Origin of the sequence: Rossellomorea aquimaris, assembly GCF_020171925.1 — a bacterium.
Lineage (GTDB): Bacteria > Bacillota > Bacilli > Bacillales > Bacillaceae_B > Rossellomorea > Rossellomorea aquimaris_F.
Genome location: NZ_JAIVAR010000009.1, coordinates 1 through 23144 on the forward strand (window position 1 = coordinate 1; position 23144 = coordinate 23144).

Annotated in this window: 19 protein-coding genes, 9 tRNA genes, 2 rRNA genes and 1 riboswitch; of the genes, 27 read left to right on the top strand and 3 right to left on the bottom strand. The window is 46.1% G+C overall.

Annotation, left to right across the window (positions count from 1 at the left end; genetic code table 11):
- The 12 genes from LCM10_RS18855 to rocF all read left to right on the top strand — a co-directional run.
- A 23S ribosomal RNA gene (locus LCM10_RS18855) occupies positions 1-94 on the top strand; the annotation flags it as partial.
- Between the two features lie 150 nt (positions 95-244).
- A 5S ribosomal RNA gene (gene rrf, locus LCM10_RS18860) occupies positions 245-361 on the top strand.
- A 9-nt stretch (positions 362-370) separates the two neighbouring features.
- Positions 371-445 (top strand) — tRNA-Asn (locus tag LCM10_RS18865).
- Positions 446-447: 2 nt separating this feature from the next.
- A tRNA-Thr gene (locus tag LCM10_RS18870) sits at positions 448-520 on the top strand.
- 23 nt (positions 521-543) lie between these two features.
- Positions 544-618 (top strand) — tRNA-Glu (locus LCM10_RS18875).
- A gap of 21 nt (positions 619-639) precedes the next feature.
- Positions 640-715 (top strand) — tRNA-Val (locus LCM10_RS18880).
- A gap of 143 nt (positions 716-858) precedes the next feature.
- Positions 859-934 (top strand) — tRNA-Thr (locus LCM10_RS18885).
- A gap of 14 nt (positions 935-948) precedes the next feature.
- Positions 949-1032 (top strand) — tRNA-Tyr (locus LCM10_RS18890).
- 57 nt (positions 1033-1089) lie between these two features.
- Positions 1090-1164 (top strand) — tRNA-Gln (locus LCM10_RS18895).
- A gap of 3 nt (positions 1165-1167) precedes the next feature.
- Positions 1168-1240, top strand: a tRNA-Lys gene (locus tag LCM10_RS18900).
- Positions 1241-1293: 53 nt separating this feature from the next.
- Positions 1294-1369, top strand: a tRNA-Ala gene (locus tag LCM10_RS18905).
- A 469-nt stretch (positions 1370-1838) separates the two neighbouring features.
- Positions 1839-2741 (top strand): arginase, encoded by a 903-nt coding sequence (gene rocF, locus LCM10_RS18910; protein WP_224877887.1) that lies wholly within the window; start codon positions 1839-1841, stop codon positions 2739-2741.
- 78 nt (positions 2742-2819) lie between these two features.
- On the opposite strand, the gene LCM10_RS18915 is transcribed toward rocF, so the two are convergent.
- Positions 2820-2984: an aspartyl-phosphate phosphatase Spo0E family protein gene (locus LCM10_RS18915; RefSeq protein WP_224877889.1), complete on the bottom strand. Its 165-nt coding sequence runs from the start codon at positions 2982-2984 to the stop codon at positions 2820-2822.
- A 283-nt stretch (positions 2985-3267) separates the two neighbouring features.
- On the opposite strand from LCM10_RS18915, the gene sigW reads away from it, so the two are divergent.
- The 7 genes from sigW to LCM10_RS18950 all read left to right on the top strand — a co-directional run bounded on the left by sigW (position 3268) and on the right by LCM10_RS18950 (position 12970).
- Positions 3268-3831 (top strand): RNA polymerase sigma factor SigW, encoded by a 564-nt coding sequence (gene sigW / locus LCM10_RS18920; RefSeq protein WP_224877891.1) that lies wholly within the window; start codon positions 3268-3270, stop codon positions 3829-3831.
- A gap of 15 nt (positions 3832-3846) precedes the next feature.
- A complete protein-coding gene (locus LCM10_RS18925; RefSeq protein ID WP_224878021.1) occupies positions 3847-4479 on the top strand; it encodes an anti-sigma factor family protein in 633 nt (210 codons plus the stop codon).
- 276 nt (positions 4480-4755) lie between these two features.
- Positions 4756-5592, top strand: a complete 837-nt coding sequence (gene cdaA / locus LCM10_RS18930; protein WP_224877893.1) for a diadenylate cyclase CdaA — start codon at positions 4756-4758, stop codon at positions 5590-5592.
- Positions 5585-6823: a YbbR-like domain-containing protein gene (locus tag LCM10_RS18935; protein WP_224877895.1), complete on the top strand. Its 1239-nt coding sequence runs from the start codon at positions 5585-5587 to the stop codon at positions 6821-6823. Before cdaA ends, LCM10_RS18935 begins: the two co-directional genes overlap by 8 nt.
- A 24-nt stretch (positions 6824-6847) precedes the next feature.
- Entirely contained in the window at positions 6848-8197 is a 1350-nt protein-coding gene (gene glmM / locus LCM10_RS18940) for a phosphoglucosamine mutase (protein ID WP_224877897.1), read from the top strand.
- A gap of 512 nt (positions 8198-8709) precedes the next feature.
- Complete coding sequence (glmS, locus tag LCM10_RS18945) at positions 8710-10512, top strand: glutamine--fructose-6-phosphate transaminase (isomerizing) (protein WP_224877899.1); 1803 nt, start codon at positions 8710-8712, stop codon at positions 10510-10512.
- Between the two features lie 268 nt (positions 10513-10780).
- Positions 10781-12970, top strand: a complete 2190-nt coding sequence (locus tag LCM10_RS18950; RefSeq protein ID WP_224877901.1) for an FUSC family protein — start codon at positions 10781-10783, stop codon at positions 12968-12970.
- 44 nt (positions 12971-13014) lie between these two features.
- Here LCM10_RS18950 and LCM10_RS18955 read toward each other — a convergent pair whose 3' ends face one another.
- On the bottom strand, positions 13015-13878 hold the full coding sequence (locus tag LCM10_RS18955; protein WP_224877903.1) for a DUF4097 family beta strand repeat-containing protein: 864 nt from the start codon (positions 13876-13878) through the stop codon (positions 13015-13017).
- 176 nt (positions 13879-14054) lie between these two features.
- Between LCM10_RS18955 and LCM10_RS18960 the strand changes: the two genes are divergently transcribed.
- A complete protein-coding gene (locus LCM10_RS18960) occupies positions 14055-14495 on the top strand; it encodes a GNAT family N-acetyltransferase (protein ID WP_224878024.1) in 441 nt (146 codons plus the stop codon).
- Between the two features lie 36 nt (positions 14496-14531).
- On the opposite strand, the gene LCM10_RS18965 is transcribed toward LCM10_RS18960, so the two are convergent.
- On the bottom strand, positions 14532-15341 hold the full coding sequence (locus LCM10_RS18965) for a CAP domain-containing protein (protein WP_224877904.1): 810 nt from the start codon (positions 15339-15341) through the stop codon (positions 14532-14534).
- Between the two features lie 230 nt (positions 15342-15571).
- Here LCM10_RS18965 and LCM10_RS18970 point away from each other — a divergent pair, with 230 nt between their 5' ends.
- The 7 genes from LCM10_RS18970 (at position 15572) to LCM10_RS19000 (ending at position 23063) form a co-directional block, all read left to right on the top strand.
- Positions 15572-16621 carry a P1 family peptidase gene (locus tag LCM10_RS18970; RefSeq protein ID WP_224877906.1) on the top strand — a complete coding sequence of 350 codons (1050 nt, stop codon included), beginning with the start codon at positions 15572-15574 and terminating at the stop codon, positions 16619-16621.
- 1 nt (position 16622) lies between these two features.
- Positions 16623-17216: a hypothetical protein gene (locus LCM10_RS18975; RefSeq protein WP_224877908.1), complete on the top strand. Its 594-nt coding sequence runs from the start codon at positions 16623-16625 to the stop codon at positions 17214-17216.
- Positions 17217-17286: 70 nt separating this feature from the next.
- Positions 17287-17877, top strand: coding sequence for a DNA-3-methyladenine glycosylase (locus tag LCM10_RS18980; protein ID WP_412103422.1), 591 nt, complete (start codon positions 17287-17289; stop codon positions 17875-17877).
- 108 nt (positions 17878-17985) lie between these two features.
- A riboswitch (cyclic di-GMP riboswitch) is annotated at positions 17986-18067 on the top strand.
- Positions 18068-18153: 86 nt separating this feature from the next.
- A complete protein-coding gene (locus LCM10_RS18985; protein ID WP_224877910.1) occupies positions 18154-18861 on the top strand; it encodes an EAL domain-containing protein in 708 nt (235 codons plus the stop codon).
- Between the two features lie 144 nt (positions 18862-19005).
- Positions 19006-20985 carry an ABC transporter permease subunit gene (locus tag LCM10_RS18990; RefSeq protein WP_224877912.1) on the top strand — a complete coding sequence of 660 codons (1980 nt, stop codon included), beginning with the start codon at positions 19006-19008 and terminating at the stop codon, positions 20983-20985.
- A 15-nt stretch (positions 20986-21000) separates the two neighbouring features.
- Positions 21001-21471, top strand: coding sequence for a helix-hairpin-helix domain-containing protein (locus LCM10_RS18995; RefSeq protein WP_224877922.1), 471 nt, complete (start codon positions 21001-21003; stop codon positions 21469-21471).
- A 224-nt stretch (positions 21472-21695) separates the two neighbouring features.
- On the top strand, positions 21696-23063 hold the full coding sequence (locus LCM10_RS19000) for an LVIVD repeat-containing protein (protein ID WP_224877923.1): 1368 nt from the start codon (positions 21696-21698) through the stop codon (positions 23061-23063).
- The last annotated feature ends 81 nt before the right edge of the window (positions 23064-23144 follow it).

The window sequence follows — 23144 nt, forward strand, 5'->3', positions numbered from 1 at the left end:
AGATCCCTAGAAGATGACTAGGTAGATAGGTCAGAGGTGGAAGCATGGTGACATGTGGAGCTGACTGATACTAATCGATCGAGGACTTAACCACAAAGAGTCATTTTTAAATGAACAACACGGCAATACCGGTAATCTTGACATCAATCCTTTATCTAGTTTTCAGGGAATAAATTTTTTAAATTTACCCTTGAAATTCATTGAAAATATTATATAATAATATTTGTCATTGTAAGCAATATTGTCTGGTGATAATGGCGAAGAGGTCACACCCGTTCCCATGCCGAACACGGAAGTTAAGCTCTTCAGCGCCGATGGTAGTTGGGGGATCTCCCCCTGTGAGAGTAGGACGTCGCCAGGCTATAATCATTCCGCAGTAGCTCAGTGGTAGAGCTATCGGCTGTTAACCGATCGGTCGCAAGTTCGAATCTTGCCTGCGGAGCCATTGCTTCCATAGCTCAGCAGGTAGAGTGCTTCCATGGTAAGGAAGAGGTCACCGGTTCGAGCCCGGTTGGAAGCTTTTATTTTTTAAAAAGATAGACTGGCCCATTGGTCAAGCGGTTAAGACACCGCCCTTTCACGGCGGTAACACGGGTTCGAATCCCGTATGGGTCACCATTTTTAAAATATATACATAACGGAGGATTAGCTCAGCTGGGAGAGCATCTGCCTTACAAGCAGAGGGTCGGCGGTTCGATCCCGTCATCCTCCACCATGGATTTTTCACGGAGCGACAGCGTAGTGAAAAGATCCTTCCTTAACTTTGCGAAGCGTAGCGGAGCAAAATATTCTTCCTTAATCCCTACAATGTATTCAATCCTGAGTATATTGTACAAGCATCAGCAAACAACTTAACATGCCGGTGTAGCTCAACTGGTAGAGCAACTGACTTGTAATCAGTAGGTTGGGGGTTCAAGTCCTCTTGCCGGCACCATTTTCTCTCAATTTGGAGGGGTAGCGAAGTGGCTAAACGCGGCGGACTGTAAATCCGCTCCTTCGGGTTCGGCAGTTCGAATCTGCCCCCCTCCACCATTGTATATTCCAAAATGAAATGGACATAATAGTAATGTCCCTTTTTTATGTCAATATTGGGCTATAGCCAAGCGGTAAGGCATCGCACTTTGACTGCGACATGCGTTGGTTCGAATCCAGCTAGCCCAGCCATTAGAGCCATTAGCTCAGTTGGTAGAGCATCTGACTTTTAATCAGAGGGTCGAAGGTTCGAGTCCTTCATGGCTCATCAAAGTTTCTCACATCCCACCACGGATGTGAGAAATTTCTATATCTATTCATGGGGCCTTAGCTCAGCTGGGAGAGCGCCTGCTTTGCACGCAGGAGGTCAGCGGTTCGATCCCGCTAGGCTCCACCATACATACGACATTGAAAACCCTGATTCTTACTTGAATCGGGGTTTTTTGTTTTGTCATTGAATGTGTGTAGGGCTTGTGCCTGGAATGAAGGTGGTTGATGCTGCAAAATTGGTATTTTCACCAAAATTAAGACTGTAATTGATAAAAATGCCTCGTTGATAACAGAAATGACGCTTGAGATATAGAAAATTGAAGCGAACGAGTAGGATTTCAACCTATCTTTTCAATAATTGCACCAGGATCTTAAAAATTGCACCTCTTGTCGAAAAATCTTCACCACCCAACCAACTCAAACCAATCCGCCACCAATCCACCACCAATCCACCTAGGACTTCCAGCCTCCCAAACACACACCCACATCCGAATGCCCCTTCGCATATATATACACAATCCTGTCCAGTTGAGTCATCCCTTGAAATCAGGATACAATATAGATAGTTCAACACAATTGGGATAGGAGGATGCAACATGAACAAAAATATTTCAATCATCGGTGTACCAATGGATTTAGGACAAATGAGACGCGGAGTGGATATGGGGCCAAGTGCCATCCGTTATGCAGGGGTCGTTGAGCGCCTTGAGAATCTGGGATATGAAATCAACGATCTTGGTGATATAGAAATCGGCCAGGCAGAGCGAGTACATAATAACCCTGATACTAATTTGAGAAATTTGAAAGCGGTTGCTGAAGCGAGTGGAAAGCTTGCGTCGACAGTGGATGGTGTCATTTCAAGAGGTGACTTCCCGCTGATTTTCGGAGGTGACCATAGTATTGCCATCGGTACATTGGCTGGTGTATCCAAACATTATGAGAATCTTGGAGTCATTTGGTATGATGCCCATGGCGACTTGAATACAGGTGAGACATCACCGTCCGGGAATATTCACGGGATGCCACTTGCAGTCAGCCTGGGGATCGGCCACGAGGACTTGACGAGTATCGAAGGGAACCACCCTAAGATCAAACCAGAGAATATCGTGATTATCGGGGCACGTTCACTGGATGAAGGGGAAAGGGAATTGATTAAGGAAAAAGGGATTAAAGTGTATACGATGCATGAAATCGACCGTATGGGTATGACGAAGGTGATGGAAGATGCGATCGGCTATCTGAAGGAGAAAACGGATGGTGTGCACTTGTCACTTGACTTGGATGGCCTGGATCCTAGCGATGCCCCTGGAGTGGGAACACCGGTACTTGGTGGGATCAGTTACCGCGAAAGTCATTTAGCAATGGAAATGCTTGAGGAATCGAAGATCATTACGTCTGCGGAATTCGTTGAAGTGAATCCGATTCTTGATGAAAAGAATAAAACCGCAACGGTGGCTGTTGCCTTGATGGGGTCCCTGTTCGGAGAGAAGCTTCTATAATATAGCTGCTTATATTTTTTGACCACAACAAAGAAGGCTGAAGACCCTACTGGGTTTTCAGCCTTTTTCTATATCCTTTCAATTGTGTTTTGCCAATTGATATTGGTTTAAAAGATCATCAAGCCTTGTGCTGATATGTACCACTTTCTCATCTGCGTATGAAGATTCTTTTGCAAGTTCCACCATTTGTCTACGGCAGTCCTCGATTTGGTACAACAGCTCATTTGGAACCCTTCCACTCATGAAACTTCCCCCTGTACATTAAATGTTAGTCCCTTTATACCCCTTTTCTATAAATTGTAAACATTTTTTATCAAAAATTTGTTAGGATAATATTATGAAAAAAATTAATGTAAAAAAGAGGTATAGGAATGCACCTTCAGTGGGGTTAAAACAGCGGAAGTCGTCATGAAAGTGGATGTAATCCTAATAAGTAAATATACCGGCAAATATTAAAAAAGTTGAAACCTTTCTAATGAGTGAAACGTATATAAATATAGCCGCATAGAGCGGGGGTATAGCAGATATGGAAGCATTAGTGAAAAAGCGGATAAAACAAGTGTTAAAAGGCGATCAAAATGCTTTTGCCGAACTCGTCGAGCTTTATAAAGATAAAGTATTTCAAATTTGTTATCGGATGCTTGGCAACCGGCATGAAGCTGAAGACATTGCCCAAGAAGCGTTTATCAGGGCCTATGTTAATATAGAAACCTTTAATCAAAAAAGAAAATTCTCGACGTGGCTTTTCCGAATCGCCACAAATCTATGCATAGACCGGATACGTAAGAAGAAGCCGGACTATTTCTTGGATGCAGAAGTGGCCGGGACCGACGGGTTGACGATGTATTCCCAGGTGGCAGCCGATGTCCAGATGCCAGAGGATGAAGTCGAGAACATGGAGCTTCAGGAAACGATACAGAATGAAATTTCCAAGCTTCCGGAGAAATATCGATCGGTCATCGTGTTAAAATATATCGAGGAATTGCCTCTCCAAGAAATCAGTGAAATACTCGATATGCCTTTGGGTACAGTCAAGACAAGGGTACATAGGGGGCGGGAGGCGCTCCGTAAACAATTAAAATCTTTATAGAGAGGGTGAGTGATGATGAAAACTTGTCCTGAAGAAATGATCGACTATATGCACGACTATTTAGATGGAGATATCAAGAGTGATCACGAACGAGAATTGAAGCAGCACTTGCAGAAATGCGAGGATTGTCAGCATCACTTTCATGAATTGAAAAAAGCGATCGCCTTTGTCCAAAGCACATCCCATATCAGTGCTCCGGACAATTTTACCGATAGCGTCATGGATCGACTGCCGAAGGAAAAGAAAAAAGTGGGTGTGCAAAGATGGCTGCGCCATCATCCGCTGCTGACAGCGGCCGCTTTATTCATCTTTTTCATGACGGGAAGCGTATTTGCCTCTTGGAATGACAACCAGGACTTTTCATTCACGAAAAATGAGGCGTTGGTTGTAGAGGATCATACCGTCGTGGTACCTGAAGGCAAAGTGGTCAAAGGGGATTTGACCGTCCGGAACGGCGATGTGAAAATAGAAGGAAAAGTCACCGGTGACGTAACGGTCATCAATGGAAAGCAGTATCTTGCCTCTGCAGGGACGGTGACAGGTGAAATCAAGGAAATCGATGCTGCGTTCGAATGGCTTTGGTACCAGATCAAAAGCGGTGCGAAAGATTTAGTTGAATGGGGAAATTCGCAACTTGATGAAAAATAGGATATGATTAAAGGGATGAAATCAGTCATCTTCATCCCATGCAGACTGACATGCAGGGGAATCCGGTTTTCATGTCAGTTTTTTTGCGTCATGCTTTAGGATATGCCGGGAACGTTTGCCGTCTCCTAAGCAGGGTGAAGTGAAATTCAGAGATAGGATACAAAGCCATGGGGTTCTTTCCAATGATAGAGAGAGAATGTGCTATAATAGGTAGGTTACGAAAAAAGAAGCCACATGGCGGCTTACGCTTTCGATTAAGCTATTGGAGGATGTAATATGCCGTTTATCGATTTATTTTCAGATTATTCTGCGCTGGATTATGTCTCGGGTATCGTAGACATACTTCTGGTATGGTTTGTCATTTATAAATTAATCATGCTCATAAAGGGTACCAAAGCGGTACAGCTATTAAAAGGGATCTTCGTCATCATCATCGTCAGGGGTCTTAGTAGCATCTTTGGACTTGATACCCTTGGATGGATGATGGAGCAGGCACTCACGTGGGGGTTCCTCGCCATCATCATCATCTTCCAGCCTGAGTTGCGCCGGGCACTGGAGCAGCTGGGGAGGGGACATCTTTTCTCCCGGACCGGCATGCAGGAGGAGGAAGAACAGGAACAGATGATCGAGTCCATGACCAAAGCGGTCAGCTACATGGCTAAACGCCGTATAGGGGCCCTTCTTTCCATTGAAAGGGAGACGGGGATGAGTGATTACATAGAAACCGGTATCGCGATTGATGCCAAGATCTCTTCTCAACTTCTCATCAATATTTTTATCCCGAACACCCCGCTTCACGATGGAGCGGTCATCATTCAGAAACGTCAAATTGCGGCTGCTGCCTGTTATCTCCCGCTTTCCGAGAGTCCATTCATTTCGAAGGAGCTTGGAACGAGGCATAGGGCGGCACTTGGGGTGAGTGAAGTGACGGATAGTATCACGATCGTCGTTTCAGAAGAAACCGGTGCGATCTCCATAACGAAGAACGGAGAACTGCATCGCGATCTGTCGTTGGAGCGCTTCAAGGAAATCCTTACGGTGGAGCTGATCGGTGATAAGACGAATGCTTCCTCATCAAAATGGAGCTGGAGGGGGAAGAAAGAAAATGGATAAATTCATGGAATCCAAATGGTTCATGCGTGTGGTTGGATTGCTACTGGCTTTCATCCTTTACTTATCGGTGAATTTCGATGATTTCCAGAAGACGGCGAATAACAGCGCTAATCCACAGACGTCTGTCGATACGATCCAGAACGTACCTCTCGAAGTGTTTTATGATTCAGAGAATCTTGTTGTCTCGGGTCTTCCTGAAACCGTGAACCTGACGGTGGATGGACCGAAGGCGATCGTACAGCCTACCAAGACATTGAAGGATTTTCAGGTCTTCGTTGACCTGAATGATGTAGGCATCGGAGAACATCAGATTCCTGTTGAAATTGATAATATATCGGATAAATTGACTGTGAAGATCAACCCAGAGTTCGTGACCGTCACCGTGCAGGAGAAAGTGACCAAGGAATTCAAGGTGGAGCCGGAGTTCAATTCAGGCCTGCTTTCGAATGGGTATGAAGCAGAAGGATTGTCCGTAGATCCGAAAACCGTTAAAGTGACGGGGGCGAAAGATCAGATCGATAAGATCAGGTATGTGAAAGCAACCCTTGATACAGACAGGGAAATAAACGAAAATGTCACAAGGGAAGCGAAAGTACAGGTACTCGACCGTGAATATAATAAACTCAATGTCCAGATCGAACCTGAATATGTGGATGTCACCGTTTCGGTTGTGAACCCAAACAAGGAAGTCCCTGTGACCATCAAGGAAAAAGGCTCTTTGCCTGAAGGGACGACGCTTGTATCCATGTCGGCTGATCCAAAGACGGTCAACGTGTTCGGTAGGCAAGACGTACTTGATACGATCGAGGAGATGACAGCTGAGGTCGATTTGAGTAAAATCACGAAGGATACGACCATTTCGGTGCCATTGTCCTTGAAAGATGGCTTGAATAAAGTAGCCCCTGAAGAAGTGAAGATCAAGATTGATGTTGATACAAAAGCCGAGAAGAAACTATCAGGCCTGAAAGTGAACCCCGAAGGACTGGGCGATGAGTATGAAGTCACCATCATCGCCCCTGAAGGCGGTGCGGTCGATGCGACGCTGAAAGGTGAAAACGGGACTGTCGATAAGATTACGAAAGATGACTTCAACCTGGCGCTTGACCTGAGCGGTCTGGAACCTGGCGAGCACGAAGTCGAGATCGATGCCAAGGGTCCCGATGATGTTGATTGGACGCTTTCTCAAAATACAGTGAAAATACAGATTAAAGAAAAGAACACTTCAGCATAAGAGTGTGAAAAGGAGAGAATGACAATGGGTAAGTATTTTGGAACAGATGGTGTAAGAGGTGTAGCGAATACGGAATTGACACCGGAATTGGCATTTAAACTTGGCCGATTCGGCGGATATGTGCTGACAAAGGATGCGACGCGTCCAAAGATCCTGATTGGAAGGGACACACGTATCTCCGGGCACATGCTTGAAGGGGCACTGGTTGCCGGCTTACTCTCGATCGGAGCGGAAGTGATGCGCCTTGGGGTCATCTCGACTCCTGGGGTATCCTATTTGACGAAAGCGCTTGGTGCACAAGCGGGTGTCATGATCTCAGCATCCCATAATCCTGTTGGCGACAACGGAATTAAATTCTTTGGTCCGGACGGCTTTAAATTATCCGATGCCCAGGAGCTTGAGATCGAAGAACTGTTGGATCAAACAGAAGACAGCCTTCCACGTCCGATCGGAGCGGACCTTGGTCAGGTGAGCGATTACTTTGAAGGCGGTCAGAAGTACCTTCAATACTTAAAGCAGACGGTCGACGAAGATTTCGATGGTTTACATATCGCATTGGATTGCGCTCATGGTGCCACGTCCTCCTTGGCAACTCACCTCTTTGCTGACCTCGACGCGGATATCTCTACAATGGGGGCATCCCCGGACGGCCTGAATATCAATGAAGGTGTCGGATCCACCCATCCTGAGGCACTTGCTGAAATGGTGAAGGAAAAGGGAGCCGATGTCGGCCTTGCATTTGACGGAGACGGAGACCGGATCATCGCCGTGGATGAACACGGCAACATCATAGATGGAGATCAGATCATGTACATCTGTGGTAAATATCTGAAGTCTGAAGGCAGACTGAAGCAATCGACCGTTGTATCGACCGTGATGAGTAATCTTGGCTTCCACAAAGGACTTGAAGAACATGGGATCCAAAGCATCCAGACAGCAGTAGGCGATCGCTATGTAGTGGAAGAAATGAAGAATAATGGGTACAATCTTGGCGGTGAGCAATCGGGCCATATCATCTTCCTTGATTACAATACGACCGGTGACGGACTATTGACCGGGATCCAGCTTGTGAACATCATGAAGGTCACGGGCAAAACATTGTCGGAGCTCGCTGGGGAAATGCAGAAATTCCCTCAGAAGCTTGTGAATGTGCGTGTAACGGATAAGCATCATGTGACGGATAATGAAAAGGTCAAAAGTGTCATTGAAAAAGTGGAAGCTGAAATGGACGGGAACGGACGCATCCTTGTGCGCCCATCCGGTACGGAACCCCTCGTCCGCGTAATGGCGGAAGCACCGACTGAAGAACTTTGTGCACAATATGTGGATGAGATTGTCCAAGTGGTTAAAGCTGAAATGGGATTAAACGAATAGCCGCTTTTGATGCATAAGGGGTACATTATGTACCCCTTATGCATATTTAATAATGTGAGATTGTTATTCAAAACCGGATGTTTATTCCTCAAATATTGCGGTAAGATAACAATGTGGTGACAACTACGCCATGCATCCATATTTTTATTGACGCAAGGTTTACTGCTGGTGTATGATGATTTTGTTTTTGATTTTCAAATAATTTGGAAACAGGACATGTGATTCAGATATGGAAAGGTGGATTGTACGAAGTACTTTTTTTGAAAGCGCCAGGACTGGATGGGAACGAGCCGTCCAGTTGACGAGGTGGAGGTTTTATCGAGCGTTCGGCGGATGCCTCCCGGTTCCCCTTGTCACGGAACCGAAAGATCCTTTCCAAAAACATCGAGGCAACTTGATGCACAAAGGAAAGATCATCAGTGACAGACGAATTCAAATGACAATTGAGATAAGGGGGCAGGCTGTCCCCGGGATATCCTGTCCCCTTTTTCACTCAGGGAGGATATTAAATTATGTGTGGTATCGTAGGTTATATTGGAAATTCAGATACAAAGGAAATTTTATTAAAAGGTCTTGAGAAGCTTGAGTACCGCGGATATGATTCAGCAGGAATCGCTGTTCAAAATGACGAAGGCATCCACGTATTCAAAGAAAAGGGACGCATTGCCGATCTTCGTGCCATCGTTGACGAAAACGTGGCAAGCAACACAGGAATCGGGCATACGCGCTGGGCGACACACGGTGTACCAAGCCAAGTGAATGCTCACCCTCATCAAAGTACATCTGGTCGTTTCACGATCGTTCACAACGGTGTAATCGAGAACTACTCACAGCTAAAACGTCAATACTTGACGGATGTCGAGTTCAAAAGTGAAACAGACACAGAAGTCATCGTTCAATTGATCGAAAAGCTTGTTGAAGAAGGAAACGCGGTGGAGGAAGCGTTCCGTCAAACATTGATGCTCCTGAAAGGTTCGTATGCAATTGCACTACTCGATGCTGAAAACGATGAAACGATCTTCGTCGGTAAAAACAAAAGCCCGCTGCTGGTTGGTCTTGGTGAAGGCTTCAACGTTGTGGCAAGTGATGCGATGGCGATGATCCAAGTAACGGATCAATTCGTTGAACTGATGGACAAAGAAATGGTTATCGTTTCAAAAGAGAAGGTTGAAATCCAGAACCTGATCGGTGAAGTAATGGAGCGTGCTCCTTACACGGCTGAAATCGATGCAAGCGATATCGAAAAAGGAACGTATCCACACTACATGCTGAAAGAAATCGATGAGCAGCCATTGGTGATGCGCAAGATCATTCAAGCATACCAAAACGATAACAACGAGCTTCACATCGATGAGCCGATCGTCGGTGCAATGAAAGAAGCGGACCGCATCTATATCATCGCTGCCGGAACAAGCTACCACGCTGGACTTGTCGGAAAGCAATTCATCGAGAAGAGCGCAGGTATCCCTGTAGAAGTGCATGTTGCAAGTGAGTTCAACTATAATATGCCTCTTCTATCAGAGAAGCCATTATTCATCTTCATTTCTCAAAGTGGTGAAACAGCTGACAGCCGTGCAGTACTTGTTCAAGTCAAAGAGATGGGCCACAAAGCCCTTACGATTACAAACGTAGCAGGATCAACTCTATCCCGTGAAGCGGATTACACACTTCTCCTTCACGCTGGACCTGAAATCGCAGTAGCTTCCACTAAAGCGTACACAGCTCAATTGGCGGTACTGGCGATCCTTGCTCACGTAACCGGCCAATCTTGTGGAACGGTTCAGGACTTTGACTTGATCCAAGAGCTTGGAATCGTGGCAACGGCTATGGAAGCGCTATGTGATACGAAGGAAGAATTCGAAGAGATCGCACGCGAATATCTTTCAACAACACGCAACTGCTTCTTCATCGGACGTTCCCTGGATTTCTATGTAGGTCTTGAAGGTGCCCTTAAGCTGAAAGAAATCTCTTACATCCAGGCAGAAGGATTTGCCGGAGGAGAGCTTAAGCACGGAACGATCGCCTTGATCGAAGAAGGAACACCGGTCATCGCTCTTGCAACTCAAGAAGCAGTAAATTTAAGCATCCGTGGAAACGTGAAAGAGGTTGTGGCTCGTGGAGCGAACCCTTGCATCATTTCCATGAAAGGCTTGGAAGACGAAGAAGACCGCTTCGTCATCCAAGAGGTTAACCCAATGTTAACACCTCTTATCTCAGTCATCCCATTACAATTGATCTCTTACTATGCTGCCCTGCACCGCGACTGCGATGTAGATAAGCCGCGTAACCTGGCTAAGTCGGTTACGGTTGAGTAAGGATTGGATAGAAAGACCTCTGCCTTTGAAATGGCAGAGGTTTTTTTGTATTGCTTGATAAACCGTAAAATTAATGGAGCAAGCACATTCCTTTACCCCAACCCCCAAAACCCGTATAATCAAACAAATAAACACAATGGAAATCGTTCCTGATGTGGCACCAACAAAAAAAGTAACCTTCTGTTCCGGCAGTCAAGGTTACTTTTTTCATGAGAAGGGTACGATATAAGCAATCAACTTCGAGTAACGGTAAAGGTATGATGATGAAATGAAGCATTTACATAGACAATATATCTGGTTGGGGAGGTTCCTGGCATCCGATCCCGGACGGAAGAGGTTCCAGCAGGCGGGGAAGGCGACGATCAGCTTGATTTCGGCTGTTTTTACGATGATTTTCCTGTTGAAGCTATGGAATTATCCAACGATTACACCGGCGATCGTCGGGGGCTTGGTCGGCATGCTTGGTGTCATGGTCGTGATGGATGATACCGAGAAGAAGAAGAAAGTGACAACGGTCCTGATCGGCGTGTCGGTCGCGTGTGGAATCACGGTCGGAGCGTTATTGGCCCATCACAGTCTACTTGTAAACGGATTGATGGTCCTTGTCATCTTTTCGGCGTTCTATTTTTCGCGTTTTGCGATCCGCTATTTTTCACTTGGGATGGCAGGGTTCATGGCCATTTACATGTCATTCATCCTGCAATTGAATGCGGCGCATCTGATGTGGTTTTATATTGGGATCATCATCGGGGTTGTGTACGTTTATTTTTATAGTTTTGTGTTGTTCAAGGGTTCCGTCCATGTCCTTAGGAGGAGTATGCGGTCGTTTCATATTCAGTCGAATGTGACGTTCACCATCTTGATCAAGATGATAGAAGATCCGGAAACGAGCGAAAAGCGGAGAAAGCTGCTTTACCGGAATGTGAATCGACTGAATGATTATGCGAGGATCGTGTCTTCCGAGATCAATGATGAGGATTTGAAGAAGCTGTGGCCGGGACTCGATTCATCGCAACTTCGCCTTTATGTCTTTGATACGGAGATGCTAGTCCAGACCCTGACGGATTCATTGAGGCGCATGAAGGAGCTCGATGCCCTCGACTCGGCGGAAGTGAGGAGGTTTCTGGTTTGGGTCATCCGTTCATTGAGGGATGCGGAGGTCCTCGCCCATCATTATGACCCCCATGATCTTGAGGAAGCGGAAAAAGCCATTCAAGGGCTGCGGTTATTGCTGATGGATTTACTGAATCGAGAGGAGAAGCCTAAAGGCGTGTACCTGTTGAGGAGGATCGAATCGATTGCCAATCACGTACTGGAAGCGGCCATCACCATCCAGGAGTCACTTAAGATGCCTGGTGAAGAGGAGAACGTGACCAAGGAAGTAAAAGAGGAAGTGCCGGAAGAGAAGGATGCGGAACCTTCCAAGGATCGATCACTCAAGCCGCAGACGCGGAAAGGGATCCAGGCACTTGTCGCGGGTACGCTTGCGATCATCGTCGGGGAACTGATCTCTCCGACCCAGCCTTATTGGGTGCTCTTGACCACGTTCATCGTCCAGATAGGAACAGAATCGGTGGGCAGGACATATGTGAAGGCATTCCAGCGGTCGATCGGGACCGTCATCGGTGCGATTATCGGGTTCGGTGCGGCAAAGCTTGTTTCGGGACAATCGGAGCTTGAGGTATTCCTGCTTTTCCTTGTCTTATTCATGGCGCTATATGTATTCTCTGTCTCATACACGTTGATGAGCTTGTTCATCACGATGCTGATCGCATTCATGTATGACTTGCTATTAGGCGGGATCAGCGTTGGGTTGATGGGTGCAAGGGTAGTGGATACCATTGCGGGGGCAATGATTGCCTTGAGCGTTTCAGCCTTTGTGTTTCCGAAGAGGACAAAGGATAAGGTGGGTGACGCATTTGATGCATTCTTTGAAGAGCTGCAAAGCTACCTTTCCCTTTATTTAAAGAGCTTTATGAAAACGGAAAGCGTACCGCTGACTGATCAAGCATTCGATCTTGATCAGAAACTGCAGGCTGTGAGGGATGAAGCGGCCTCCATCCTTCAACGGCCCGGTGCTCTCACACGCTCCGGTTTCGGCAGATGGATTACGGTGACAACCGCGATCAACTATTATGCGAAACACCTTCTCGCTTCATCCAATCGTAAAGCGGATCCGAAGGTGACAGACCCATTGCATCGTGTAATGGAAGAAACAGAAAAGAAGCTTACGGAAAACATTGAAACGCTGCGGGGACTCCTGAAAGGAACCATTGTGAAAGGCCGATTAAGGAGTCTGGATGAGGAGCGCGCTCAAATCGAGAAGCTCGCGCCAAGCAGGCTGCATTCACAATTGGATATCATCCACCACCTCTATTACGTTTGGCGCATCAATCAGTCGATCCTTGCCATCGGCCGGGAAGCGGGAGCGGAAATCATCGAATCAAAGGAAGGATAAAAAAGGTGTCAGGCCGATTTTACAGGTCTGACACCTTTTTTAAATCAATGGATTTCTACACTTCCGCTGGAAACCGATGCATCGATGCGATATTCACCGGTACCTGCTTTTCCGCTCAGATCCCCATCTTCTTTTTTCCTATCCTTCAACGGGAAGCTTGTTGAAACGTTTCCCGAGCTTGCATGGCCGTTCAGCGTGAAGCTGGCGTCATCGGGAAGGTCCAGGTCCACATCACCGGAACTGACGTCAAACGACACATCCCCTGTCAATGACTTCATCATAACGGTCAGCCTGCCCGAAGAAACGTCACCGCTGAGAGGACCCTCATAGTTCATGATATCAACGTCACCGGAACTGAGGTCCACCTTACCATCAAGGGTCTTTAATTCGTCGATGGTCACATCGCCGGAAGATCCTTTATGCTTAAACACCGCCGTATCCAAATTGGATAGATCCAAGTCCCCCGATCCCATCTCCACCGTTAATTCATCCAATGTCATCTTCGAGGATTCTGAACCTCCATCAAATACGGCTTCACCCGAACCAAGTTCAATGTTCAAATCCCGGTCGTAGCTTTTCGGGATGTAGACCGTAATATCCGATTTTTTATTGAAGGCAATCCATTGATACCATTTATGTTTGACCTTCACCTGGATCGTGTCTCCTCTTTCGGTCAGTGTCAGTTTCCCTGTTCCATCGATTTCGACCTTTACTTCGTCTTGATCGGTCGGAATGATGTCTGTTTCACCGCTTTCGAGCCTTAAGTCGATCACCTTCACTCCTTTTGTCACCGCTATTGAATCCCCTGACTTATTTTCCTTCCCAAAAAGTGATGTTTGATCGTTCAGAATGGTATACACAGCCGCTAGTGCCAATACCGCAATGATGATTGCAAACAAATTTTTCATCCATACCCCTCGCTTTGGTTTGTTTTTCCAGATTATAATAGTATTGTAATGGATGTTTTCTTATTCAACAATGACGCCGGGGATTGAATTTAAACTGCGACTTGGGATGTATATGGACATGAGCAGATGATTCAATCAGTGATAAATCATGAAGTGAGGAGAGATCTAGCGTGTCCATGACAGTTGGAAGGGCAACAGAAGCGGAAGTGGATGAAATATATGATCTTGCAGGAGTGAATCGGGAGGAAGCGGTGGGGATTCCTTATGAGCACCATAAGGAAGAAATGATCAGGGCGTATGAACATTCTCGGAATTTTGGTGCCTATTTCCTTGCAGCGAGAACGGATGGGAAGCTTGCGGGCTGGGTGCAGGTTGATAAAAGCGGCGATTGGGTGACCGGTAAAGAGATCGGTTGGATCAATGATGTTTATGTAAAGAAAGGGTTTCGAGGAAATGGTTATGCCACAGTGCTGTTGAAGCAGGCAATTGATGAGCTGAAAGAGGCGGGTTATGACGAAGTACGCTTGAATGTTTACAGCAGTAATGAACAAGCAATTAAGTTATATGAGAAGCTTGGCTTCAGTGATCTGAATAAATTTATGAAGTTGGACTTGTAAGAAAAGAAGGACGCGATAGGGATCGCGTCCTTTTTCTTATTTAGCAATGAACATCTGTGTCCAGTATATCCCGCGGCTTTCGTCCTTCGCGATTCCGACACCGATATGGGTCAGTTTTCCGTTCAGGATGTTCTTACGATGCCCAGGGCTGTTCATCCAGGCGTTCACGACGGATTGAGGCGTTTCCTGGCCGACAGCGATATTTTCTGCCGCGGAGGAATAGTCCACTCCGAAGTTCTGCATCATTTCAAACGGGGAACCATAGGTCGGGGAGGTATGAGAGAAATAATTTTTATCTTTCATGTCCTCTGATTTCATTTCGGCTACATTCTCCAGTTCTCCATCAGCTTTAAGCGCAGAAAGTCCATTCTTCGTCCGTTCCTTGTTGGTCAGGTCGATGACTTGTTTGACAAAACCGCTAGCGTCAGAAGGCTGTGCATTTTGTTCAGGTTGATTCTGTGCAGGTGGCTCCGGTTGTCCCGCATTTGGTTCCTGTGAAGGCTGTTTTGGTGGTTGTGCCTTTTCATTTCCTTCAGGTCCGAAATTGTATTCTTCACCCGGGTCAAGGTGAGTGAATTCACGTAACTGGCCGTTGGGATCAAGAGGGGCGATGAAGCGGTGGAGTGCCGCTTGATTTCCGCCATTCAAATCCACCCCGTTCATGTTGGTCACTCTGTTGCGATCCAGGTCTGTCCTTGGCTTATCCTCGTTACCATAGTTAACCGGGCGATAAGTGACATCGCGGGTGTTAGTATTCAAGTTATTGCCGTCATTCGTGTTACATGCCGTTAAAAGCATGATGGGTATCAACGTACATATGCTTAAAAGAGTTATAGGCTTTTTCAATCGTCCATCCTCCAAAATTGTTTGTGGTGCTTTCATCCTGATCACACGGTCAGGGTTGAAGACAAGTATTATCATCTCCCTTCCACATGATGATATCCTCTGAAATATGTGGCAGTCAGCACTGTGAAGAAAAGATGAAGGCTGCGGCTGCCTTAAGCGCATGGAGGTATTCATTGGGCAGATATAGAACATAGTTGATACGTGAGGATTTGAAGGGGGAAAGAAAGTCGATGGAAAGAAAGAGACTTCAGGAACTTGGGGTGCAGATCGGTTCATTTTCTAGAGGGAGGACGAACAGCATCATCGATATAGAAGGGGTGAAGGTCGGTCACCGCACGCTTCATTGGGGCGAAGGTGTTCGTACCGGGGTTACAGCCGTATTACCGCACGGAGGAAATCTATTCCGCGAAAAAGTGTTGGCGGCAGTGCATGTCATCAATGGGTTCGGTAAGACGGCGGGAACCATCCAAATTGAGGAGTTAGGGGTACTCGAAAGCCCGGTCATGCTTTCCAACACGTTATCCGTCGGGGATGTCATGAGAGGGACCACCGAGCATTTGATGGAGGGATGCCCTGAGATCGGGGATACGGCAGGGACGGTCAATGTGTTCGTCGGGGAATGCAATGACGGGTATCTCAATGACATAAGGGGACTCCACGTCACACCCGATGATGCGAAGGCGGCCATAATGGATGCTCACAATCATGGGGTGGAAGAAGGGTGTGTAGGAGCCGGTACCGGTATGCTATGCCTAGGATACAAAGGTGGAATCGGGACGAGTTCCCGAAAACACCGTTTCTCAGAAGATGTGTTCACGGTCGGTACGCTAGTGGTGACGAATTTCGGCCGTAGAGAAGACCTTCCTTTCGAAGTGGAAAATAAGGAAGAAAAGGAAGACGTCCCGGATGGGTCGATCATGATCATCCTGGCAACCGATGCCCCCATGAGTGAGAGGCAGCTCAAAAGGCTCGCCAAGCGGGCTGCATTCGGTTTATCCAGAACGGGCTCATACGCAGCACATGGCAGTGGGGATATCGTACTCGCATTCTCCACCGCACACCGAATCCCACATGAACCGCCGGAGGGGAATACATACTCCTACACGTTTATAAAGGAAGATGGGGAGATCATTTCAACTCTTTTTAAAATGGCCGTGGACTGTGTGGAAGAAGCGGTTTGGAATTCGCTGGCGATGGCAGAAACGACTACGGGCAGAAAGGGAAGGAAGGTGGAGGCCATCCAGCTCGAACGATTAAAATCCTTGAAAGGGGATATGTAAGTTGAAACGAATCCGATCCCTTATTGCCCTGTCATTCGGCATCTTGGTTTCCTGTTCAGCTTCGAGCGAACAGGTCGTAAGCTACCATGAATTTTCAAAACAAGAAAACGAAGTGATGACAGCAACGAATATGACGAATGGATATGCCTTTGACTTTGACTTCGTTCTAAATGATTCCCTTCCTGTATTGAAGTACTACATCGAACGATATGAAGACGGAGAAAAAATAGAGTCTGTTGAGAAGGAATTTTCCTTAGGAGGCGAGAAAGGGAAAGCCACGCTTTATTTCTTTGAAAAAGTGGATCACCATCTTATCCGTTACCATGTCTCGCTTGCAAGGAACGGTGAGCAGGCGACCATGGTCGAGCAATTGTCTTTCCCGGGACCGGATCTGGGAAGGAGTATGAAAACGATCGATAAGATGAACCTTAAGAAAAACGAATCCCAGATACTTGCGATCTCTACATTCCATGATAGGGGTTCCTCGGTCCCTTTAACGGAAGAGATGTTCAGTGATGAGGAGGAGTTATCCAAAGTACTGAAGAAAGATCAAGCCATTATCATAAAAGTAATGCTTACGGATCAAAAGAATTAGCATACAAGGAAAGAGCAGCCCACAATTGGTTGGAAGGATGCGAAACGACAGTCGAGAGAAAGGAAGTGAAATGAAAATGGATTACACACCGTTGCCCCTATCCTTTTACGAACAGCCGACCTTGCAACTAGCACAAGCACTTTTAGGCTGTGTCCTAATAAAGGAAACAGCGGAAGGAATAGCTGCGGGATCTATCGTAGAGACAGAAGCCTATCTCGGTCCTGAGGACAGGGCTGCCCACAGCTTTGGAAATCGCCGGACTAAACGGACGGAAGTCATGTTCCATGAACCGGGACGTGTTTATACATATGTGATGCATACCCATTGCCTCGTCAATGTGGTATCATCATCCCCTGGTACCCCCCATGCGATATTGATCAGGGCGGTCGAGCCGTTGGAAGGACTTGATCTCATGAGCGAAAGAAGGAAGGGACATCCAATGAAGAACTGGACGAACGGACCAGGTAAATTGACGAAGGCGTTAGGGATCACAATGGAGGACTATGGAAGATTTTATACAGAGCCGCCGCTCGTCATCGCCGAGGGATTTTCACCGGAAGAGATTGTGGCTGGCAAGAGAATCGGGATCGATAATACCGGGGAGGCCAGGGATTATCCTTGGCGTTATTGGATAAAAGACAATCCGTTCGTGTCAAAATAAATGACTTATTTCTAAATTTTCGAAAAAGTAGTGAAAAAATGAACCAAATGAACTATATATGTGGTATATTTTACTTATTATAAACTATTTCTACATAATAAGAGAATTTTCGCATTGGGAGCTATGAACCTGGATGATAGATGGGCGCTTGCGTTCAGGGGAGCTAGTAGCGCAACCGACCACATACGAACGTGACAAGGCGTTTTTGGTGTGGTTTTTTTTGTGCTCTGAAACGAACGATGCGTACATCAAAACTAAAGAGAGAACAGGGGTCTTATGAATATATTTACAATCTTTCAGAACGACTTTATCTATCATGAATATCAGCCTTTATTTACAATAGACGGTTCTCAGCATCTATATGGGTACGAAGCGTTAATGAGGAATATTCATCAAGTGAATCCGGAGGCACTCTTCCATACGGCAATGAAGGCGAACATATTATATAAGCTCGACACCTTATCGATTTCCAAAGCAATCGAAGGGTTTTGCCGTCATCAAGAGAGGGGGATGCTGTTCGTCAATGTGTATGTGACGACACTCCTTCACCCGAGCTTCCTTAAATACTTCGATTATCTCATGGAGACGAACCCTGGCCTCGAGGGGAGGCTTGTGTTTGAATTGAACGAATCGACTACGGAAGAACTTTGGCAGAATCCGTTATTATCTAACGTCCTCACAAGTCTTAAGCAATATGGGGTCTTATTTGCCATTGATGACTTCGGACAAGGGACGGCTTCAATCAAGAAGTCGATCGAGTTCGAACCGGACATCATCAAGCTTGACCGGTATTTCGCAAAGGATTTGGCTATAAACGAAAGGAAACAGCGATTCATCTCATTTTTCAATCAGTTCTATGGAAATGAGACGCTCATCATCCTGGAAGGGATCGAGCGGGAAGCTGATATGATGGTCGCTAAGGAGCTTGGCATTTCAGTTGGGCAAGGATATTTTCTTGGACGCCCGAGTCAGCTGCTGGCATAACAGAATCATAACGATGAGGATCAGGGTCTTTCCTGGTCTTTTTTTGTGGGAGCGGCTGAAACAAAATTGTTTAAATTGAAATAAAATTGAAAAAATTTACAATATCCATTAGACTGAAGGAAAAAGAAGAAAAAGGGGATTAACATGAGGATATTGAGGTTTCCGCTAAAATTCTTGTTCTATTATTTTCTCGGTTTCATCGGCATCATTGCGATCAGCGTCGCTCCTCAAGCCATGCGGGAAAGAGGCTTATACAACTTTATCGGTTACGCAGAGGAGGCCGTCACATTTTTCTTTGCGTTTTGGGATAAAGAGAATTGGAGCTACTCCTATAAAGGGTATACGGAACATTTCATGGACATGCTTTGGGAGCCGTACGTGTATTCATTGCAGGTTTTAGGTGGCGCCCTTGCGATCGGGCTCGTACTAGGGTTACTATTGACGGTCATCACGATTTATCTGCCCCGTTGGTTGTCAGCCCCTATAAAGAAACTGCTGAATCTACTGGAAACGGTCCCGGATCTTATGTTTGCTTTCATGCTTCAGCTTTTCATTGTATTCATCTATAAAAAATTCGGCTTTGAGCTCATGCAGTTCACGGAATTGGGAGACGAAAAAATTTATCTCGCACCTATGATCACTCTCTCGGTCATACCGATGATTTCGTTCTTCAGGATTCTACTCTTGATCACGGAAGAGGAGCTGTTAAAACCGCATATTGAATTTGCACAAAGTAAAGGGCTGTCCAAAGGGCGGATCCTGTTTTCCCATGTCATGAAAAACATTTCTCCAAGCCTTTTTTACCATGGGAAAATCATCATATGGGGGATGCTATCAAGTTTATTTGTGATTGAAACCATCTTTAATATGAGGGGGATCACGTACTACATCGTTCAAGATTTCAGGCCGATGGTGATCGCCATCTCCCTCATCCTCATCTTCACTCCATTCTTCGTCGTTTATCAGGGTGTTTACCTGTGGGTGAATACAGCCGGACAACAGGATGATAGCAACTATAAAAAAGATAAAGTCAAATGGACGGATTGGAAGGTTTGGGGATGGCTTGGTGCACTAAGAAGGTTATGGTGGAAGCATATGCACAACCCTAAGTTCGCATTGGGGTGCAGTGCGCTGTTTGTCATGGTCATTTACAGCTTCCTTTATCCACTGTTTAAAGAGAAGCCCATCCATTACATTAAATATTTAAAAAATGCGGAAGGCCGGATCGTTTCCGGGCCCCCGCATGAACCGTCGAGAGAGATGATCCTCGGATCGGATATTTACGGATACAGCATCATGGACCAATTGATCGTCGGGGCTAAATATACGTTGCTATTTGCTTTGATCGTGGCGTTGATGCGTGTCATCGGCGGGTTTTACCTAGGGGTCTTCTATCATTTTCATTTAAAGGAACGGAGGAAGAATTGGCTTGACCGACTGGTTGATTCGATTCACTTTCTTCCGCTTAGTTTGATTGCGTATCTACTCTTAAGGCCCGTGCTATGGGGGCTGCCTGTACTTGGTTGGGATCACTCGATGTTTGAGCGCCTTGTGTTTGAAGCGATGGTCCTTACGATACTGGTGTTACCGTTGACAACGGTGTTGATCGGGAATGAGCTGAAGTTGATAGGGAGGAATGATTTTGTACTATCTGCAAGACTATTGGGAGGGAGTAATAAGCATCTGTTGTGGACACACCTTTTCCCGCATCTTGCCCCTAGGCTGTTCATCATTTTCGGCCAGCAGTTTATCCAGACATTATTGATTCTGGTGCATTTGGGACTGTTCCACCTATTTCTCGGCGGGACGATCATCTCGGGAGGGGACTTACCAGATCCGCCTAAATCAGGTACGTTTGAATGGTCAGGGCTCATCAGTTCCGCCAGATACTCCTTGATGACCGGTAAGTACTGGATTGTTCTCGCCCCGCTCGTCGCATTCATGATCAGTATCATCGCGATGCAGCTCATCGTTCAGGGAGTAAAAGAAATCCAACAGCAAAAAGTCGGGGTGCTGATCAATAAAACCCCGATTAAAAAGAAACACAAAACAGAGAAAAAGAAATCGTATCGCCCAGCAGTGGCCGACTTCCGACTAACAAACCAGCATACCCATAAAGGATAGAAGGAGTGAAGGAACATGACCCGTAAAAGCCCGAAACTTCCTTTGACAGATGAAGAGAGAAAATCTCTTCGAAAAGCAAAAATCAAACTGGGTGACGTCAATCAACTATCACCTGAAGAACTGAGTGAGAGGGTGGGAATCCCGTTTGAAAGGTCCAGGTACCTGGTGGGAATGTCGGTCTTTCAACAAATTCCCTCCATCGGTCCAAACATGGCCCATAACGTAGTCGAAGATTTGCAGTTTTATTCGTTCGATGCGATCAAGGAAGAAAAAGGGGAAGACCTGATCATCAAGCTGGAGAAAGTCTATGGAGTGTGGATGGACCCTTGTGTAGAAGATTCATTAAGGTGCGTTGTCCATCATGCCAAGCATCCTGACAGTGAAAAGAATTGGTGGGACTTCACACCAGAACGAAAGGCCTACCGGAACAAACACGGCTATCCCTCCGACCGTCCGACAACGGCGTGGGATTCGCTGGATAGGTGAATATACGACAAAAGCATGCTCAAAATGTGGGCATGTTTTTTTCATGGGTAAATAAGTAGACACCCCTACCTGACTTACGAACTAAATAATCTAAATAGTACGAAAATAAGTAGTGCTTTCAATCTGTTTTTACCTGAATCTACTGACAAGCCATGTTTTATGTGATAAAACAGTTAAAACCATAAATTGAAATTAATGGTAATAAAGTCAGGGAGGCTGTTTAAGTGAAAAGAAAATTATTTCTAAAATCAGTTTTAACCGGAGCATTAGCTTTTGCCATGATGACACCAAGTGCAATCGCCCATGACGTTCTAGATGATATTTCCATAGAAAAAGGAGAGGGTGCAGGGGCGGAAGCCGTCATCCCTCAGCTTGAAGGCAGCAAAAATCTGAATGGATGGCATGAGGTGGCATCGGTACAGGTGGAGGAGAAAGACGGGGTACAAAACAATACGGCTGATGTTTATGCACACAATGGCTTTGCATACGTCGGTACCCATACGAAGAACGGAGGTAATGGGGGCGTACGCGTTTTTGACCTCAAGGATCCAGAAAGCCCTGAAGAAGTGGCTGTCTTTGCAGATGATATCCCAGGAACATGGACTGAAAAAGTCATTGTGCAGAAAGTAAATACGAAGGATTTCAATGGCGACTTGGCCGCCGTCAGCGTCCAACAGCTTGATCGAAAAAACCCCGACTCTGTAGGAGGCGTCCTCCTTTATGATGTCACCAATCCTTACCACCCTGAAAAGCTCGGGTTCTGGGCAGTGGATAAGCGGGCACCGGGAACACATGAGTTATACTTGGCCAAACAAGGGGACCGTGCATTTGTGCTGGCGGCAAGCAACTATGCGGATTACTATACACACGGAGAGAAGAAGGATTTCTCCCTGATTGATGTAAGTGACCCGACAAATCCTGAGACAATCTATGAATTTGATCCCCGACAGCTTGAAGAAGTACCGGCGGACTTTAATGGTTACCACTGGAATGCCCCGGATGGGAAGACTCGCCCGGTCTTCAATCATAGCGTCATGACGGATGAAAATGCCAAGACAGCGTTCCTGTCTTATTGGGATCTCGGTACCATCATGCTGGACATCAGCGACCCGGATCACCCTACTTATTTAGGAAGAACGGAATATGCATCCGATCAGCAAGGGTCCGCACATTCAGCCCAAGTGGCCAAGGGAGGGACGGTCCTGATCGAGACGAGGGAAGTATATGCTCCGCAGCGGGCGGGATTTGAAGAATCCTATGGATACACGAGGATCTTCGATATCAAGGATAAAACCAATCCGAAGCTTTTGAGTAATTTCAAGACGGACCTCGTTGATGACGTGGAAGACGGGGTGACGTTCGCGAATACCGTTCATGATCCTAAAGTGGTCGGGAATAGCCTTTATTTATCACACTATGCAGGTGGTGTAAGAGCGGTGGACATCACAGACCCGGCAAACCCGGCAGAAATCGGGCGTTACGTCCCTGAAAACTCTTTTGTATGGGGTGTATTTGCGGATCGCAACTACATTCTGGCTTCTGATATGGGATCAGGCTTGAAGGTTCTTCAAAAAAACAATGATCATGAATGAACGATAAGTTGGAAAGCTCCACGATTTCAAATCGTGGAGCTTTTTATAGTCAAAATTTTTTGTGATTCACCATATTCCTTA

Bases quoted from the DNA above. Each gene is read 5' to 3' on its own strand.
- rocF (WP_224877887.1), top strand. From the start codon at position 1,839: ATGAACAAAAATATTTCAATCATCGGTGTACCAATGGATTTAGGACAA.
- LCM10_RS18915 (WP_224877889.1), bottom strand. From the start codon at position 2,984: ATGAGTGGAAGGGTTCCAAATGAGCTGTTGTACCAAATCGAGGACTGC.
- sigW (WP_224877891.1), top strand. From the start codon at position 3,268: ATGGAAGCATTAGTGAAAAAGCGGATAAAACAAGTGTTAAAAGGCGAT.
- LCM10_RS18925 (WP_224878021.1), top strand. From the start codon at position 3,847: ATGAAAACTTGTCCTGAAGAAATGATCGACTATATGCACGACTATTTA.
- cdaA (WP_224877893.1), top strand. From the start codon at position 4,756: ATGCCGTTTATCGATTTATTTTCAGATTATTCTGCGCTGGATTATGTC.
- LCM10_RS18935 (WP_224877895.1), top strand. From the start codon at position 5,585: ATGGATAAATTCATGGAATCCAAATGGTTCATGCGTGTGGTTGGATTG.
- glmM (WP_224877897.1), top strand. From the start codon at position 6,848: ATGGGTAAGTATTTTGGAACAGATGGTGTAAGAGGTGTAGCGAATACG.
- glmS (WP_224877899.1), top strand. From the start codon at position 8,710: ATGTGTGGTATCGTAGGTTATATTGGAAATTCAGATACAAAGGAAATT.
- LCM10_RS18950 (WP_224877901.1), top strand. From the start codon at position 10,781: ATGAAGCATTTACATAGACAATATATCTGGTTGGGGAGGTTCCTGGCA.
- LCM10_RS18955 (WP_224877903.1), bottom strand. From the start codon at position 13,878: ATGAAAAATTTGTTTGCAATCATCATTGCGGTATTGGCACTAGCGGCT.
- LCM10_RS18960 (WP_224878024.1), top strand. From the start codon at position 14,055: ATGACAGTTGGAAGGGCAACAGAAGCGGAAGTGGATGAAATATATGAT.
- LCM10_RS18970 (WP_224877906.1), top strand. From the start codon at position 15,572: ATGGAAAGAAAGAGACTTCAGGAACTTGGGGTGCAGATCGGTTCATTT.
- LCM10_RS18980 (WP_412103422.1), top strand. From the start codon at position 17,287: ATGAAAATGGATTACACACCGTTGCCCCTATCCTTTTACGAACAGCCG.
- LCM10_RS18985 (WP_224877910.1), top strand. From the start codon at position 18,154: ATGAATATATTTACAATCTTTCAGAACGACTTTATCTATCATGAATAT.
- LCM10_RS18990 (WP_224877912.1), top strand. From the start codon at position 19,006: ATGAGGATATTGAGGTTTCCGCTAAAATTCTTGTTCTATTATTTTCTC.
- LCM10_RS18995 (WP_224877922.1), top strand. From the start codon at position 21,001: ATGACCCGTAAAAGCCCGAAACTTCCTTTGACAGATGAAGAGAGAAAA.